This window comes from Motiliproteus sp. SC1-56 (genome assembly GCF_017309075.1).
GTDB lineage: Bacteria > Pseudomonadota > Gammaproteobacteria > Pseudomonadales > Balneatricaceae > Motiliproteus.
Genome location: NZ_JAEMGS010000009.1, coordinates 177,919 through 192,878 on the forward strand (window position 1 = coordinate 177,919; position 14,960 = coordinate 192,878).

Below are 14,960 nucleotides of genomic sequence, written 5' to 3' on the forward strand. Positions count from 1 at the left end.
TTTATCAATACTCGATACGGGCCGCTCCTCCACGCAAGCAACGGCGCGGCCTAAGCTTGCGGCAAAAAAGCACCGGGGCAGGGTAATACAGTCACCCTGCCCCAGCTGTTCGCCTGTTTCACGCAGCCCCTGCCTCTATGGAAGGGGCCGTGAGCACTCAGTCTTCGTTCTCGATCTCCAGGTCAGCCCCAAAAAGAATGTTGTCGAGGCCATCGTAAAGGCCACCTTCAGCATCCACTTCGGCACCTTCTGTCAACCGCTCCATAAACGCCTGAGAATCTGACAAGTGATCGGTATCGATCGTGACCCCCAGCAGCTCAAACGTATTCGCGACCCGGTCGATGTTCTCAACCGGCCCACGCAGACGAACCGCATCGTCGCTGCGGTCGCCCAACTCGCTGGCGTAGAGGGTACCGTCACTGTCCACGAAGCCGCGCACCCGTACACCCGGCCTATCGAACGCAGCATCCCTTTCAGTCTGGGCGGTCAGCTGAATCTCGATGCCGAGTATGGTCACGCTATCGGTATCACTTGCATCCAGCGCCCCCTCAATGCGAAAGCGCGTTTCCCGGAAACGGATTCGAGTGGCCGCCAGTACACCGGTGCCGGTATTAAAGGCCCCTTTGGCGTCCAGCTTGACCCCCACCACCAGATCCTCGGCAGTGCCGCCTTCGTAACTGGTGCTGGCGCTGCGGGTCACCTGCTGATCCCCGATGGTAAAAGCGCTGTTTGGATCATTGGGGTCGGTCACGGCAGTGACAAAGCCCTCGAACTCGCCCTGGATGGTGCCGGTTACATTCGCCGGGGCGTTAAGGACGTCGGGCTTGCACTCCACTTTCGAGGCCGCGAGGGTATCGCCAGGACTGAAGCCTGACGACTTGGGCGCCTTCACTTCGACCCGCAGGCGATTCGCCAGACCACCGTCGCAGTCTTCGACGGTCGCGCCGCTGAAGTCCACTATCTGGTTAGCATCGGCGGTACCGATTTTAAATGTGGAAGCAGTTGGGTCTAGTTCTCTAACCTCACCCATCAGCTTCCATTCAGTCAGCTGACGAGCCTTGTCTTCCAAGCGGCTCACCTGAATCACGCCTGCATCATCGCGACGCCCGGACACTTCCAGCTCGTCTAGCTCTTGTACCAAGCTCAAATCTACATTAACAAGTACCGTACCACCTGTAATAACAAGGGGCTGCCCGAGGACCTCAAGCGGGCTTGTAGATGTCACCGGGCCCTTGATTTCATGAACCACCTGAATTCGGGTGGCGTCCCCGATAGCGAAGTCGTCATCGGCGTTCTCGACCTCCACCTCCACTACCATGCCCAACCCAAGGTCTTGCTGGACCAAAGGCGTAGGATCATCGTCAATCCGAATTTCCGCATTCTCGGTCTCAAACTCGCCACGCCCGTTGAGAATGATACTGCCGAAGCCGGTAATGGTGCCCGAGCCGGTCCCGGAGATACCGCCGCTGGCGAGGCTGCTGCCACCGCCACCTCCACCCCCGCCACAGGCCAGCAACGCGGCCCCCATCGCCAGGGTGATGCCGGATTTCATCAGTAAGTTCATAGTTCCTTCTCCTCCTCGGTCTGCGCACTGAGGTCCTGTTGGAAGTAGTAGAGGCCGACCCCGACCCGAAAGCGGCCATCGCCGTTGGGCTCGGAATCGGTATCCCGGTCATGTTTTGCCAGCCACTCGTCGTACTGGCGGAGCAACGCCATGGACTGGCGGTCGGAAAGCGCCTGAAAGGCTTGCGCCGATTCGCGGGAGAGGTTGTCGTACTCCACCCGCAGCTGAAAACGGCTGTCCGTGGACGGCGCCTCCAGGTTGTGATCGATGGTGTCGATAAGATCTGCGGCATCGCGCCCCAGCATGGCGAGCTTATCGGCGATATTCGAGGTGGGCACAAATGCCGCTTTATTCAGGGCCAGCCTCCCGTTGGGCCGTCGGATCAGCGCACCGATACGGAACAGCTCGTCCAACATCGCCCGGGGCGGCATGTCACCGCTGTAGCGCTGCACCAAGGTCTTGAAGCAGGGCTCCTCCCCCTCAAAGGGCAGCGCCTTGGGCTTGCCGAGGCTGGAGAACATTTCATCGCGCAGCCAGCCGCTGATCACTCGACTGCAGCGGTTGAAACGCTCGCTGAGGGCGCGGTCATTCTGGGCCGGCAATTCGCGAACCCGGGCCACCTCCTTGCGGGTCAGCCCGGTGAGCACGGCAATCCGCGAGTGGGTCTGCTTTCTGCCTTGCAGCTGAAACCCCTCCTCGGCCGCCCGCACGTAAGCCTGCTTGGCGACTTCCGCAAAACTGCGAAAGGGAATGTTGAGCCGGATCAGCAAACGAACCAATGGATTGAGCAAAATCCCGACGGCTCGCAGTGCGGCTTGTTGATCATCGTTCTGCATATTTGGGAATATAGTCCCAATTTTAGACTTCGCCAGTTTTTGGGATATTTTTCCCACTGTTTTTCTACGGGTGGAGCAAGCCCCGGCTAACAGTGCGACAAAGCCCGCCTGGTATCGGACGAAACGCTCAGAAAAATGAATGAAATGGGGTGGTGAGGAAAAGAAAGGAAAGGAAAGGATAGGAAAGAGGGTATTTCTTGCCCTGGCTTCGTCTCAACGCTACGGGCATGACAATTCAGTTCAGGCGCCAGCATCACGATGACTGCGGCAGCGACAAACCTCCCCTGCCGTCAATGCCGTCAACGCCGAAGCCGTAAAAAGCAGCCAATAAAAAAGCCGCGTATAGCGGCCTTTTTCATTGCGTTGATTGGCTAGCCGATCAATTCCCGGCAGCAGTGATCGACGCCTCCTCGATCAGGGTCGGGTAGAAGTATCCCATGCCAAAATCGGTGTCCAGTTTCACGATCCCGGTGGCAGTCACCTTGTCGCCAACCTCCGCAGTCTGCTGACTGGTCACGATGATACGATCGTTGTCCCCGCTCCCGGTGCCGTCCTGCACATGGACAAAGTTGCGCCGCATGATGTTGTTGTTGACCTTGATCACCGTGCCCGTGACGCTGACCTCCCTACCCCCAAGATCGGTCCGCTGGGCATGCAGATCCGCGACGCTGTAGGACTCTGCGGCCAAAACCACGGACGCACAACCTGCGAGCAGCAGCGCAGAGAAAGACTTAGAAATCATTTTCATAACAGCATTCCTTTTAAATGAGCGGCTGTTCTAACACAGCCGAAGGATTTATCACAACAAACAATGACGAGACCGCAGAGACATCAAAGGGGTTCAATTCCCCCAAGCGTTATCGCCAGTCGTGTCGGGATTGCGCATTTACCCTTACGCGCTGAGCACCCCTCCTCCCTGAGTTAGCGCCGCAACGCGCAGCTGTTGGCATACACTCAAAGCATCCACTGATTCACTATGGAGGCATCCGTCCATGCTTATCACATTCAGCAGCCCCGCTTATGCATCGTTCACCATGTTTGGCGAGTCCGCCCGCCGCCTGATCAAGCTGATGGGACACAGTGGCGAGGTGCCCGGCGCCATCCTCGCTGAAGATATCCCCGCCTGTCTGGATCGGTTACGTGCGGGGCTTGCCCAACTTGAAGAACCCGCCCCGGATGATAACGGTTACGACACCGAGCCCGCCATCAGCCTATCAAACCGCGCGCTTCCCCTGGTGGAAATGCTGGAGGCTGCTGTCCAGCAGCAAGCAGAAGTAATATGGGATAGCGAAAACTGACCTAATACCCCTGCTAAAGAGCCCCGCACCGTTCCATTTCCGGGTGCCCGTAGCGGTCGTATCGTGAGAATGTCGGCGCGCTGGTGCTGGCGCCTTATTACAGCCTGGCGATCACCTTGGCCAGGGCCTGCTCCCAGTCCCCCTGACCGATACCGAATACCGACTGCAACTGGCTACCGTCCAGCACCGACCAGGCCGGGCGCGCGGCCGGCGTGGGGAACTCTTCGGTGGTAATGGGGTTGAGTGTCGGCACCCGTTCAAGCTTGCCCTGGCGCGCCGCCTCCTGAAAAATCGCTTCGGCAAACCGGTACCAGCTAACCGGGCGTCCGCCGCTGAAATGGTAGGTGCCCCACCCCTTGTTCACCTCTGTCAGGCGCACCAGGGCGCGGGCCAGGTCGCCTGCATAGGTCGGTGTACCCTGCTGGTCGTCTACGATGCCCAGGCTGTCGCGCTCGGCGCCAAGGCGCAACATGGTCTTGAGAAAATTATTACCGTACTCGCTGAAGACCCAGGCCACCCGAACGATCAGGTGTTGCGTACACGCCTCGGCCACCGCCCGCTCGCCGGCGAGCTTGCTGGCGCCATAAACCCCGAGGGGGCGCGTGGTATCCTCCTCCCGGTAAGGGCGCTCGGCATCGCCATCAAAAACATAATCGGTGGAGACGTGAATCAGTCGGGCGCCGTGCGTCTGGCACGCGCGGGCCAAGTGCGCCGGCCCCTCGGCGTTGATCCGGCAGGCGGCGTCCACCTCGGTTTCAGCCCGGTCGACCGCCGTGTACGCGGCGGCGTTAATCACCACATCCGGAGCAAAACCCTCAATCGCCCGAGCCACTGAGGCGCTGTCGGCTATATCCAGCGCCGAGCGACCCAGCGCGCGCCAGTCATGGGCCGACTCCGCCAGGGCATCCTGCAGGCAGCGACCCAACTGCCCCTGCGCGCCGGTCACCAGAATTCTCATGGAAACAGCTGCTCCAGTGTCTGCCCGGCCTGATCCTTTGCCGAGAGCAAAGGCTGCTCAAGCGGCCACTCGATACCGACGGTGGCGTCATTCCACAGCAAGCACCCCTCATCACTCGGGTCATAGTAGTCGGTGCACTTGTATTCGAAGTCCGCGGTGTCGGAGAGCGTGACGAAACCGTGGGCCAGCCCCGGCGGAACCCAGAGCTGACGCTTGTTGGCTTCCGAGAGCAGCACCCCCTCCCACTGGCCGAAGGTGGGAGAGTCGGGCCGAATGTCCACCGCGACGTCAAACACCTCACCGCGCACCACCCTTACCAGCTTGCCCTGGGGGCGGGTTTTCTGGAAATGGAGCCCGCGCAGCACGCCGCGCGCGGAGCGGGAATGGTTGTCCTGCACGAAGAGCAGGTCGATGCCGTGCTCGGCATAGCGGGCGGCCTGGAAGGTCTCGAGGAAAAAACCCCGGTCGTCACCGAATACCCGAGGCTCGATGATCTTGACCCCGGCAATGGCGGTATCGATCACCTTCATGCATCGTCTCCTTCCAGGATCCGGCTGAGGTACTGCCCGTAACTGGTTTTGGCCAGGGCGTCGGCCTGCGCCTTCAAATCCGCCCGGCTCAGCCAGCCGTTACGGTAACCAATGCCTTCGAGGCAAGCCACCTTTAACCCCTGGCGGTTTTCCACCGTGGAGACGAACTGCCCGGCATCCAGCAGGGAGTCATGGGTGCCGGTATCCAGCCAGGCAAAGCCGCGCCCCAGCATCTCCACCTGAAGGTCGCCCCGCTTGAGGTAAGCCATGTTGACGTCGGTGATCTCCAGCTCGCCCCGGGCCGAGGGCTTGATCCCCTTGGCGATATCCACCACATCGTTATCGTAGAAATAGAGCCCGGTCACGGCATAGTGGGACTTGGGCTTTGCCGGCTTCTCCTCGATGCTGATCGCCTTCTTGTCGGCATCAAACTCCACCACCCCGAAGCGCTCCGGGTCGGTCACGTGGTAACCAAACACCGTCGCGCCCCGCTCACGGCTTACCGCCGAACGCAACTTCTCGGAGAAGTGCTCGCCGTAAAAGACGTTGTCCCCCAGCACCAAGCACACCGGGTGGTCGCCAATAAACTCTTCCCCGATAAGAAACGCCTGGGCCAAACCATCGGGGCTCGGCTGTTCGGCATAACTGATCTCGACCCCGAACTGGCTGCCATCGCCCAACAGACGCTGAAAGCCAGGCAGATCCTCCGGCGTGGAAATCACCAGGATGTCGCGAATACCCGCCAGCATCAGCACCGACAGGGGGTAGTAGATCATGGGCTTATCGAAGATCGGCAACAATTGCTTGGAAACACCGAGGGTGATGGGATGCAAGCGCGTGCCGGAACCGCCGGCGAGCACGATGCCTTTGTAAGGTTTCATAACAACTCCTAAATATCGAACAGCCTGGGGTAGCAGGCTTTTGGATAGAAATGAGAAATGTGGAAAACGGGAATGAGGAGCATCTAGTTTCCGTCTAACCTCGTGTGGCGCTTGTGAAGGCCAGTAATCAACCGGGACGCCTGCTCAATGCAATGTTCAAGCTCAGAATCAGGCGCTGCAAAGCCAAGATCCACCGCGATGAGATACTGCGTGTCCAGTTCACTCAACGATCCGCGAGCAATACTCAAAAAATGAGCGAACTCCCTTGAGCCTGTCCTAGCAGCTCCCTCTGCAATATTTGATGGTATCGAGACCGCGGCTCGCCGCATCTGCGACAACAGTCCATATTTTTCTTCCGCGGGAAAACCACCTGACCAAACATAAACCAAACGCACTAACCTCATTCCAACCTGCCATGCCTGAAGCCGATAGTGCGCCCTCATCCCTGATTACTCATCCCTCATCCCCGATCACTCACTCCCCATTTACCGGCCTTACCCGCCGATCCGCTCCAGGCGGTAATCTCCCGAGAGCACCCGTGACCACCATTCCCGATTATCCAGGTACCACCGCACCGTCTTGCGGATACCGCTCTCAAAGCTCTCCCGCGGGCGCCATCCCAACTCTCGCTCGATTTTCGATGCGTCGATTGCATAACGCAGATCGTGGCCCGGGCGGTCCTTTACGAACGTGATCAAATCGCGATAACGGGTCACTCCGTCAGGCTTCTCCGGCACCAGCTCTTCCAGCAGGTCGCACAAGGTCTCGACCACGCTCAGGTTGGTTTTCTCATTGTGGCCACCAATGTTGTAGGTTTGGCCAATTTTCCCTTCGCTAACCACCTTGTAGAGAGCACGGGCGTGATCCTCCACGTAGAGCCAGTCCCTCACTTGGGAGCCATCCCCATAAACCGGCAGCGGGTTACCCTGCAGGGCGTTGAGAATGACATGAGGAATGAGCTTTTCCGGAAAGTGGTAAGGGCCGTAGTTGTTGGAACAGTTGGTCACCAACACCGGCAATCCGTATGTACGGTGCCAGGCCCGCACCAAGTGATCAGAGCTGGCCTTGCTGGCCGAATAGGGGGAACTCGGCGCGTAGGGGGTCTCCTCGGTGAAAAGGTCCTCGGGACCTTCGAGATCTCCGTACACCTCGTCGGTGGAGATGTGGTGAAAACGAAAAGCGGCCTTGCGCTCGCCGCTCAGCTCGGACCAATACCCTCTGGAAGCTTCCAGCAGGTTGTAGGTACCCACCACGTTGGTCTGAATAAAATCGCCGGGGCCGTCAATGGAGCGATCCACATGGGATTCGGCTGCCAGATGCATCACCGCGTCGGGCTGGTGCTGGGTAAAGACGTGATGCAGCGCAGCCTGGTCCCGAATATCCGCCTGTTCAAAGGTGTAACGAGAGCTCTCCGACGCCGCCGCCAAGGACTCCAAATTGCCGGCATAGGTAAGGCAGTCCACGTTGATCACCTCGTCACTTGTGTTCTCGATGATATGACGCACCACCGCACTGCCGATAAAACCGGCGCCGCCGGTGACTAATAAACGCATTGGTTTCTACTCCCGTAAGCTCAAATCGACCGACCCGTTACGGTCGCCTAACGTGAGCCGCTATAACCTAACTGCGAACAAAGCATAGCTCAACCGGGGAGTGGCCCCTAATCGTTTAATTTTGTTAAATTATTAAGGGGTCGACGCACCCTTGCGGGCGCATATTTTTACCGAAAGGGCCAAAGTTGAGTCGTACGTGATTCTCATGCCTTGAAAGAAGCGCCCCCTTGACACTTACCGCAACAGGGACGTGGAACGATAACCCCCTCGCGTATTCTCACCCTATGGGCAAGCCTCGAAAACCAAATAAAAGCCTTAATATTTCCAATGGTTAGAAAAATGAGGCTAAGCCAGAGACACATTTGAGACGTAATTTTCACCACACGTTTTGCGCCCCGCGCCCGACAATACCTAAGTCAGAGCGCTGAAATCATTCAGTGCAGACCCGCCCACGGTAGTCGTTGCCAAATCATCAAGCCACTAAGGACGGAGGCTGTGAGCACCTCGGTTTTGTCGTCGGGGGAAAATCGGAGCTTCTGAACCATAAAGCGTTCAACTGAGTTAACACCATGATTGGCACGCCGGAATAGGCATGGATCCGGCTATTAGGAAATAGATAGCCCTGGATTTAGAGGGCTGCGGAGTAAATTTTGCCAATTTTTGCCATTGAAGCTATTCTGGACCCTATGAGTACGATGAATATATCCCTACCAGACTCCCTCAAAGGTTTCGTTGATGATCAGGTCAGCCAGCGCGGCTTTGGCTCGAGCAGCGAATATGTGCGAGAACTGATTCGAAGGGATCAGGATCGAGCCAAGCTGCGGAGTTTGCTACGTGAAGGGATTGAGTCGCCTTTAGTGGCCGAGGCTGATCAAAACTACTTTGATGGTCTGCGCAATCGTATTCGCCTGCGCAAGTGAAGGTCAAACCAGCTCACCTGCGCGAGAAGGCATCTAACGACGTAGATCTCGTTATCGAATATTACCTTTCTGAAGCCAACGAAGACATCGCTATGGGCTTTGTGGATGCTCTTGAGAAAGGTCTCAATCGCATCGGTCGTCATCCCAAGTCTGGCTCAACGTTTTATGCCCATGAGCTCAACTGGCCGGGCTTGAAAAGCTGGCCTTTGAAGCGTTATCCCTACCTCGTTTTTTACATGGAGCAACCCGAACATATCGATGTTATCCGTGTACTTCATGGTCAGCGCGATATCCCTCACTGGATGCGAGAGCCTGAGGAGTAAATGCGGAGTAAAGAAGAAGATCAACGCTGACAACCTTGGGACCTGGGCCGTTGATCTGCATTCAAGAACTAGAGTTTAAGGTGCTCGCCAGGCTCTCCGGCCCATCTCACAACCATATCGAAAATCCGAACCAACTTTCTTGGTGACCTCAAGCGACACCGCTTTCACCACTCTCATTTACGCTTGATAAAACCGATGTCGTATCCAAATGGCTTCCCTATTTTCTTCAAGGTATCCAACGTTGGGTTTCCCTTGTCGTTCTCTATAGCCATAAGAATTCTGGGGGTTATATTCAACACCCGTGTGGCGTAATCTTTTTGCGTCATCCCCACGATCTTACGCATTCGTCGAGTCGCTTGCCCAATCGTCAGCTCGCCTGCATCGAGCGCCCGGTTCAGCTCTTTCTTGAGTTCAGCCGAATTCTGAGGAGGCTTCATCATCTAGCCCTTCAGTGACATTAATTGATCAGCATGGGCCGCGAATGACATTTTCCGATGCTCGATGATGTCCTCGTCGACGCCCGCTTCCCGCATGACTTTTTCCAATGTCCCGATTTTCTCGCCGAATTCTCGCAAGGCCTTCCGTATTGCCTGAACGTCTACGCCGCTCGGCAGCCTGTCCATAACCTTATCCCATTGGGGGCTACCTGCCACTTCCGCATCTCCCTGCCATCGGCACACCCGTGCGATACCCTCGGGATCCAAGTACATGGGCGCAAAATCAAACAGGGGCGTCAGTGTCACCTCCCCGTTTTCCAGTCGGAAAACCGCCGAGTTGCGCGCATGGTTGTCTTTGTTACCCATCACGACATTAACAACATCACGCTTAACGAACTCCAGCACTTCACGGGTGGGATCGCTCGAGAACTTCGCCAACGCCTCGCAAAGATCCTCCTGGGGAATGGCAACGCCGTAGTCACTTATCTCGGCCAAGGAGCACAGGCTTTCCATTGCCAGGCGCTTTATCGGCTGGCCGGGCTCGCGGTCGAAGCGTGGAATAAACAAGGTGTCGTTTTCCCAAATCAATTCCTTGAAGACCTTCAAGCCGAGCTTTTTAGCCACACGCATGTAGGCGGCTTCATTCTTCAGAACCTGTCTGTCTGCCGCCGTTTTTTTCCCGCGGGCAAATTTGACCAGCCAACTGGACATGACCTGGTCGTCAGGCAATGCACCCTCGGCATGAAAACGTCCACCGGCATCCTCGACCAGCATAAACTTGGGCGCAGCCCCCTGTACGTCGGAGGCGCCCGACGTATAGGCCCCATTCTGAAAGGCGTACTCGATGAAGTGCTCCTGACGCGACACGACAGTCCTCATGTCGAATCCCGGGTGGTCAGGCAGGGAAACGATCTTTCCAGTCTCATCCGGTACCGGTACCTGCGGGTTCCGCGCCGTTTCCGCTTCTTGAATGCGAATGTTGCCAGGAGGCGAAGCGGCCCCATTAAGCAACAGCAGCCAGTCCGCCTCAGAATCGTTACTCAACTCCAGGCGTTTTAACCAGTGGTCCCGGCCGTAGCCACTCGGCAATATGTCCAGCATGAACGAGGGCCAGGTGGCCCTTTCATGCAACTCGAAACTGACCGGCAGGCTGCAGCTCAGCCCGGCTGCCAAGCAGTCGGGGGCATTCAAATGAGAAGCGGCAAAATCGACATAATATTCGAGCTCACTTTCACCTTTGTACCCTCGCTCTGGTTGTCGGGAAGAAAGTGTCGCGGCGACCTGCCATCGGCCCTTGTAATACACTTCGAGCGTTGCAACTTGTGCTGCCACCTCACCTCCAAAATTCACTACAGTGCGGGCGAGTTACGTAGACCGGCCCCAAAAGGACACCACTGAAGTGATCTTTCAGGTCGCTTCAAACGGCTGACTTTCCTAATCGAACGCATCTTCCAATAGATCACTATAGTGGCATAAAAACAGGGTTCACCAACCATAATTAACCACTTTGATGGTATCAAATATATTCCAAGCCGTATTTATATGCCACTAAAGTGAACCTGGATGTATTTCGCTCAGAAGCAGAGGGTGCTCTTTAGCCATCAACGAGGCCCTCTCGACTCATTGATTCGCTTTATATTTATCGATACACCGGATCAACGGTTTTGCACGCTCATGGCAACAGTCAAAGAATTGGCCAGTCTAAGCCAGATGTTGGTCATGCTACGTCATTACGATTGATCAGATTGGTCAATCAACTGGTCAGCTTTGCAATAACAGCACCTATTTAGATACTTCTAATATGGGATCGAACTTCCCTGAAAGACAGTTCGCTGAATTTCACCCCAACCATGGTTGCTCATGGATCTGACGTAGCAAAGCGCAGGCGGAGGCATCTGAGTGACACGCTCGGGCAGCTGTTCCCAAGCATATACGCACGAAGATGCTGTTCCCCTCGCATAGCTTAAAGGACAAGAACCCGGTTCTCATCCGCACGATAAAAAAATACGACAGGGTGGAATCGCTATCTCCCTTTGATAGATCTTACTCGCCAAAGAAGAAACATAACCGAACGTTTAGTTTTTTGCCGAATTCAGCCTCTTTAGGCATGAATATAACCGTAAGGTTATATTTCATTGCCTTTTAGCCGGAAAAGTCTAAATTATAACCGTTCGATAAGATTGGGGGCGGTATGAAGGTCAAGATTTATGATGTTGCCACCATCGGGCAACTGGCCCGAGCGGTGCGCAAGCAGCAGAGCATTCGCCAAGATGACTTGGGTAGCATGATCGACTGCAGCCACAAGTTTATAGGCGATGTCGAGAAAGGGAAGCGCACCGTGGAGTGTGGCCGCGTCCTCAGGCTCCTGGAGGAACTGGGTATCGAGGTTTATCTGGATGTACCCAGCGAGGTGTACGACGCAGTTAGTCAAACCAAAGCGCCACGCCGAAAGGACTAGGCCATGCCAGCACAAGAGGTACGCCGACTGATCGTCTGGTGTAATCAGGAAAAAATTGGAGCCCTTGAGGAATATAACGGACTCTGGGCATTTGAGTACCACTCCGGATGGAACGGATTTGATATAGCACCGGACCTGCCGAGGGAATCAGGCCGGATTGAAGACGGAGGTAGCTTTAGGCCAGTTCAGTGGTTCTTTGACAACTTATTGCCAGAAGAGAATGCCCGCACGTTGTTGGCCCGGGACGCCAAGATCGATCAGGCCGACGCCTTCGGACTGCTGTCGCACTTCGGCGCGGAATCGGCGGGGGCTCTGACACTGTTGAGGGTGGATGAAGCGCCAGTCTTTGTCGGCGAATCCCCTCTGACTTTCAATGAACTGTCACAACGGATTCGTAATCTCCCCAGGGTGCCCTTATCCAGCGGTGCAAGTAAGCGCATGTCACTGGCCGGCGCACAGCACAAACTGCCGATAGTTTTCAGGGACGGCGCCTTGTTCGAGCCCGCCGCGGCAACGCCTTCGACGCATATTCTCAAGCCCGAGCACAGCGAGCCGGAGGACCATCCTCACTCAGTGGTCAATGAATGGTTCGTCATGACGCTGGCCAAGCGCCTGAAAATCGACGTCCCGGATTGCCAAATGCTGGCGGTTCCTCAGCCTGTCTACCTCGTGGAACGCTTTGACCGGGAAATGCGTGACGATACTCTCATGCGCCGGCATGTGCTGGATGGGTGTCAGTTGCTCTCGCTGGATCGGAACTACAAGTACTCACAATGCACACTGGCATCGCTTGAGCGACTGGTTGATCTGTGCCGGATGCGAGGGCAAACCCGGCAGCGCCTATTCCAGTGGCTGCTATTTAATCTGCTCGTGGGCAATACGGATGATCACCTCAAGAATTTGTCCTTCTTTGCTGGTCCCGAAGGAATCACGCTGGCACCACATTATGACCTGTTGAGCACTGCGATCTATCAACCGGCCGGACTGTGGGGTCGCGCTGATCTGGTCTGGCCGGTTGGAGAGGCCAAGCAGTTAGGGCAGGTGAGGCTGCGGGATCTGCTGCAAGTGGCGGAAGCAATGAAGCTTCCAGCCAGCTTTGTGAACCGGTCCGTTAAATTCCTGGCCGGTGCGTGTCGGCAAGCGGCCGAAGCACTCATAACTGAGCTCCAGTCAGCTGGCGAGACGGGGGCCGGACGGGAAGGAGAACTGCATTTTTTAAGGCAATTGCGCTTCGGCGTTATGGAAGACATGCTACGGCAACTTGAGGCATGAGTAGCCGAAGAGTTTGTTTGACGAGCCGAGCGTCGCCGATCTACCAGCGGTTCGTTGTAAGCATATGAATTTCTGGCGTAGAGCGCGTAATAAGGGAAAGCACCAGGAACAGATCCAGATGTTGGCAGAGGTAGTGGCAATACCCAGTCGACTCACACCCGCTTAACGGCGATGTTATAAACGAGATTTCTTTCGTGTTGGCCAACAGCGGCAGTTGCGCAATTTAAGGCCCGTGTTATCTTAAGCACAGCCCTACAAATACTGTATATATTGACAGTATCCATCGATTAATCTATAAACAGTTAAGCAAATCAAACCGGTAGCGAGGAGCAGCAACGAACGAAGAGAGCAAATGAGACGGCCTGAGACCGGGGGCCTAAAACAGGTGGGCAGGGTGAGCTGCAACTCCCCCTGCCCGTGCCGGCTAGAGACGAGCGTTCAAACCCATACCTACAGCCGGCGGCACCATTGTACCGGGTGATCTTCCCGTGCGCACCGCCGATGTGGAAACCAAAGGAATTTTCACATGGCGACTTTCCATATCCGCCCCAACCACATCCTCCAGTACGACATCTGCGTCTACGGCGTGCGCTTTCGCGAAACATCCGGGCTGCCCGCGACGCCCGCCAACATCAAGCGGGTCACTGCCCAGGTTAAAAAAATCAATGCGCAGTTGGCGCTGGGCACCTTCGAGTACCGCGACTTTTTCCCCCACAGCAAGAAAGTCCTGGCCTTCGAAGCCCTGAAACGGGAAAAAACCGGGAATCCAGACGACCCGTTCTTCCTGCCGTTTGCCGAGCATTGGTTCAACCTTCATGCGCCCGCGTGGAAAAAAAGTTACCGCAAAGCGGTCACCGGCGACCTCAAGCGACACCTCTTCCCCCATTTTGGCAACTGGCGCCTGACCCAGATCACCCGGGAAGCGGCCCTGGCGTTTCGTAATGAATTGCTCAGAAAGACGCGCGCGGACGGCTCACGGCAGTTGGGAAACAACCGGATCAATGGGTTGATGATTCTGCTGGGCGCCATCCTGCGCTATGCACGGGACGAACTGGATATTCCCTTTGTACTCGGTCCGGTCAAGCCGCTGCGTACCGACCCCACCGACCCGCGGCCCTTAACGTTACCCGAGGTGGAGAAATTTCTGTCGGTCGTGGATCCTTTTTACCGCGACTATTATATCGTCCGTCTGTTCACCGGCATGCGAGGCTGTGAGATGAGTGGCCTGCGCGACAAGGACCTTGATTTCGACCACCGGCTGATCCGTGTGCGCGCCGCCTGGGTGCAGGGCGAAATGACAGACCTTAAAACCCAGTACTCCCGACGCGATATTCCCATGATCGCCCCCGTATACGACGCGCTCCAGCGGGCCCGCGCAAAAACACAAGGGAAAGGTGGGCTAGTGTTTCTCAACCCTTTCGATCGGCCGATCGACAACCGCTGGCTGGCGCAGAAAGCCTGGTACCCGGCGCTACGCAAGGCCGACCTGCGCCGCCGCAATCCGCATCAATCCCGCCATACCGCTGCCGTATTGCACCTGGCAGCCCATGAAAACCCGGGGTATATCTCCCGGATCCTCGGACATAGCTCCAGCAAGTTGCTATTCGATGTGTACGCGCCGTATATCCACAACGCGACCCGCCAGGATGGCAGTGCATTTGAAGCAATGGTTAGCCCGCATTTTTCATGAACCTTCGGCTGGGCGTCGGATTTTGGTGATTCGGGCTTGATGGCCCTATTTGGCGGCTTTCTGGGCCAATATTGGCCCATTTTCAGCCCTGCAGACATAGCGCCCCCTTTCCCCCCCATTCGTGCAAGCCGGGGGCGCTCGCCACCACTACCCCGGCGAAAGGGTTTGGGTCAGGCGGATAAATTCCTGCTGATCGGGACAATGCTCGTTGAGGAGGAAGCGGATGCGCCGGGTGTTGCG

The 14,960-nt window shown here is 56.4% G+C and carries 16 protein-coding genes; 6 read left to right on the top strand and 10 right to left on the bottom strand.

The genetic code is table 11. The features are described from left to right. Positions 1 to 157: 157 nt before the first annotated feature. The 3 genes from JGZ97_RS11995 to JGZ97_RS12005 form a co-directional block, all read right to left on the bottom strand. Positions 158 to 1,564: a DUF5666 domain-containing protein gene (locus JGZ97_RS11995; protein WP_207062859.1), complete on the bottom strand. Its 1,407-nt coding sequence runs from the start codon at positions 1,562 to 1,564 to the stop codon at positions 158 to 160. Then, positions 1,561 to 2,400: a DUF6502 family protein gene (locus JGZ97_RS12000; RefSeq protein ID WP_207062860.1), complete on the bottom strand. Its 840-nt coding sequence runs from the start codon at positions 2,398 to 2,400 to the stop codon at positions 1,561 to 1,563. Before JGZ97_RS12000 ends, JGZ97_RS11995 begins: the two co-directional genes overlap by 4 nt. A gap of 379 nt (positions 2,401 to 2,779) precedes the next feature. Then, positions 2,780 to 3,148: a hypothetical protein gene (locus JGZ97_RS12005; protein WP_207062861.1), complete on the bottom strand. Its 369-nt coding sequence runs from the start codon at positions 3,146 to 3,148 to the stop codon at positions 2,780 to 2,782. Positions 3,149 to 3,392: 244 nt separating this feature from the next. On the opposite strand from JGZ97_RS12005, the gene JGZ97_RS12010 reads away from it, so the two are divergent. Next, entirely contained in the window at positions 3,393 to 3,698 is a 306-nt protein-coding gene (locus JGZ97_RS12010) for a DUF1840 domain-containing protein (RefSeq protein ID WP_207062862.1), read from the top strand. A 97-nt stretch (positions 3,699 to 3,795) separates the two neighbouring features. Here the strand turns inward: JGZ97_RS12010 and rfbD are convergent, their stop codons facing one another. The 5 genes from rfbD to rfbB all read right to left on the bottom strand — a co-directional run bounded on the left by rfbD (position 3,796) and on the right by rfbB (position 7,620). Beyond that, positions 3,796 to 4,656 carry a dTDP-4-dehydrorhamnose reductase gene (gene rfbD, locus JGZ97_RS12015; protein ID WP_207062863.1) on the bottom strand — a complete coding sequence of 287 codons (861 nt, stop codon included), beginning with the start codon at positions 4,654 to 4,656 and terminating at the stop codon, positions 3,796 to 3,798. Continuing rightward, the gene (gene rfbC / locus JGZ97_RS12020) at positions 4,653 to 5,186 is read right to left on the bottom strand and encodes a dTDP-4-dehydrorhamnose 3,5-epimerase (protein WP_207062864.1); all 534 of its coding nucleotides are present in this window, start codon (positions 5,184 to 5,186) and stop codon (positions 4,653 to 4,655) included. The genes rfbD and rfbC overlap by 4 nt, the downstream gene beginning before the upstream one ends. Continuing rightward, a complete protein-coding gene (rfbA, locus tag JGZ97_RS12025) occupies positions 5,183 to 6,067 on the bottom strand; it encodes a glucose-1-phosphate thymidylyltransferase RfbA (protein WP_207062865.1) in 885 nt (294 codons plus the stop codon). The genes rfbC and rfbA overlap by 4 nt, the downstream gene beginning before the upstream one ends. An 83-nt stretch (positions 6,068 to 6,150) precedes the next feature. Next, positions 6,151 to 6,510 (bottom strand): four helix bundle protein, encoded by a 360-nt coding sequence (locus JGZ97_RS12030; RefSeq protein ID WP_207062866.1) that lies wholly within the window; start codon positions 6,508 to 6,510, stop codon positions 6,151 to 6,153. Between the two features lie 51 nt (positions 6,511 to 6,561). Continuing rightward, positions 6,562 to 7,620, bottom strand: a complete 1,059-nt coding sequence (gene rfbB / locus JGZ97_RS12035) for a dTDP-glucose 4,6-dehydratase (protein WP_207062867.1) — start codon at positions 7,618 to 7,620, stop codon at positions 6,562 to 6,564. Positions 7,621 to 8,270: 650 nt separating this feature from the next. Here rfbB and JGZ97_RS12040 point away from each other — a divergent pair. Together JGZ97_RS12040 and JGZ97_RS12045 are read left to right on the top strand one after the other, a co-directional pair. Further along, the gene (locus JGZ97_RS12040; RefSeq protein ID WP_207062868.1) at positions 8,271 to 8,540 is read left to right on the top strand and encodes a type II toxin-antitoxin system ParD family antitoxin; all 270 of its coding nucleotides are present in this window, start codon (positions 8,271 to 8,273) and stop codon (positions 8,538 to 8,540) included. Next, a complete protein-coding gene (locus tag JGZ97_RS12045) occupies positions 8,537 to 8,863 on the top strand; it encodes a type II toxin-antitoxin system RelE/ParE family toxin (protein WP_207062869.1) in 327 nt (108 codons plus the stop codon). Before JGZ97_RS12040 ends, JGZ97_RS12045 begins: the two co-directional genes overlap by 4 nt. A 173-nt stretch (positions 8,864 to 9,036) precedes the next feature. Here JGZ97_RS12045 and JGZ97_RS12050 read toward each other — a convergent pair whose 3' ends face one another. Both JGZ97_RS12050 and JGZ97_RS18205 read right to left on the bottom strand, forming a co-directional pair. Then, positions 9,037 to 9,303 (bottom strand): helix-turn-helix domain-containing protein, encoded by a 267-nt coding sequence (locus JGZ97_RS12050; protein WP_207062870.1) that lies wholly within the window; start codon positions 9,301 to 9,303, stop codon positions 9,037 to 9,039. Beyond that, positions 9,304 to 10,632, bottom strand: a complete 1,329-nt coding sequence (locus tag JGZ97_RS18205; RefSeq protein WP_207062871.1) for a type II toxin-antitoxin system HipA family toxin — start codon at positions 10,630 to 10,632, stop codon at positions 9,304 to 9,306. It lies immediately after the preceding gene. Between the two features lie 859 nt (positions 10,633 to 11,491). Here JGZ97_RS18205 and JGZ97_RS12060 point away from each other — a divergent pair. The 3 genes from JGZ97_RS12060 (at position 11,492) to JGZ97_RS12070 (ending at position 14,720) form a co-directional block, all read left to right on the top strand. After that, on the top strand, positions 11,492 to 11,758 hold the full coding sequence (locus tag JGZ97_RS12060; protein ID WP_207062872.1) for a helix-turn-helix transcriptional regulator: 267 nt from the start codon (positions 11,492 to 11,494) through the stop codon (positions 11,756 to 11,758). A gap of 3 nt (positions 11,759 to 11,761) precedes the next feature. After that, entirely contained in the window at positions 11,762 to 13,030 is a 1,269-nt protein-coding gene (locus JGZ97_RS12065) for a HipA domain-containing protein (protein ID WP_207062873.1), read from the top strand. 526 nt (positions 13,031 to 13,556) lie between these two features. Continuing rightward, on the top strand, positions 13,557 to 14,720 hold the full coding sequence (locus JGZ97_RS12070) for an Arm DNA-binding domain-containing protein (protein ID WP_207062874.1): 1,164 nt from the start codon (positions 13,557 to 13,559) through the stop codon (positions 14,718 to 14,720). Positions 14,721 to 14,960 lie beyond the last annotated feature (240 nt).

What these genes read in the sequence shown, in the direction of transcription:
- rfbA (WP_207062865.1), bottom strand. Translation starts at nt 6,067, where the DNA reads ATGAAACCTTACAAAGGCATCGTGCTCGCCGGCGGTTCCGGCACGCGC.
- JGZ97_RS12030 (WP_207062866.1), bottom strand. Translation starts at nt 6,510, where the DNA reads ATGAGGGCGCACTATCGGCTTCAGGCATGGCAGGTTGGAATGAGGTTA.
- rfbB (WP_207062867.1), bottom strand. Translation starts at nt 7,620, where the DNA reads ATGCGTTTATTAGTCACCGGCGGCGCCGGTTTTATCGGCAGTGCGGTG.
- JGZ97_RS12000 (WP_207062860.1), bottom strand. Translation starts at nt 2,400, where the DNA reads ATGCAGAACGATGATCAACAAGCCGCACTGCGAGCCGTCGGGATTTTG.
- JGZ97_RS12070 (WP_207062874.1), top strand. Translation starts at nt 13,557, where the DNA reads ATGGCGACTTTCCATATCCGCCCCAACCACATCCTCCAGTACGACATC.
- rfbC (WP_207062864.1), bottom strand. Translation starts at nt 5,186, where the DNA reads ATGAAGGTGATCGATACCGCCATTGCCGGGGTCAAGATCATCGAGCCT.
- JGZ97_RS12065 (WP_207062873.1), top strand. Translation starts at nt 11,762, where the DNA reads ATGCCAGCACAAGAGGTACGCCGACTGATCGTCTGGTGTAATCAGGAA.
- JGZ97_RS12005 (WP_207062861.1), bottom strand. Translation starts at nt 3,148, where the DNA reads ATGAAAATGATTTCTAAGTCTTTCTCTGCGCTGCTGCTCGCAGGTTGT.
- JGZ97_RS12050 (WP_207062870.1), bottom strand. Translation starts at nt 9,303, where the DNA reads ATGATGAAGCCTCCTCAGAATTCGGCTGAACTCAAGAAAGAGCTGAAC.
- rfbD (WP_207062863.1), bottom strand. Translation starts at nt 4,656, where the DNA reads ATGAGAATTCTGGTGACCGGCGCGCAGGGGCAGTTGGGTCGCTGCCTG.
- JGZ97_RS11995 (WP_207062859.1), bottom strand. Translation starts at nt 1,564, where the DNA reads ATGAACTTACTGATGAAATCCGGCATCACCCTGGCGATGGGGGCCGCG.
- JGZ97_RS12060 (WP_207062872.1), top strand. Translation starts at nt 11,492, where the DNA reads ATGAAGGTCAAGATTTATGATGTTGCCACCATCGGGCAACTGGCCCGA.
- JGZ97_RS12010 (WP_207062862.1), top strand. Translation starts at nt 3,393, where the DNA reads ATGCTTATCACATTCAGCAGCCCCGCTTATGCATCGTTCACCATGTTT.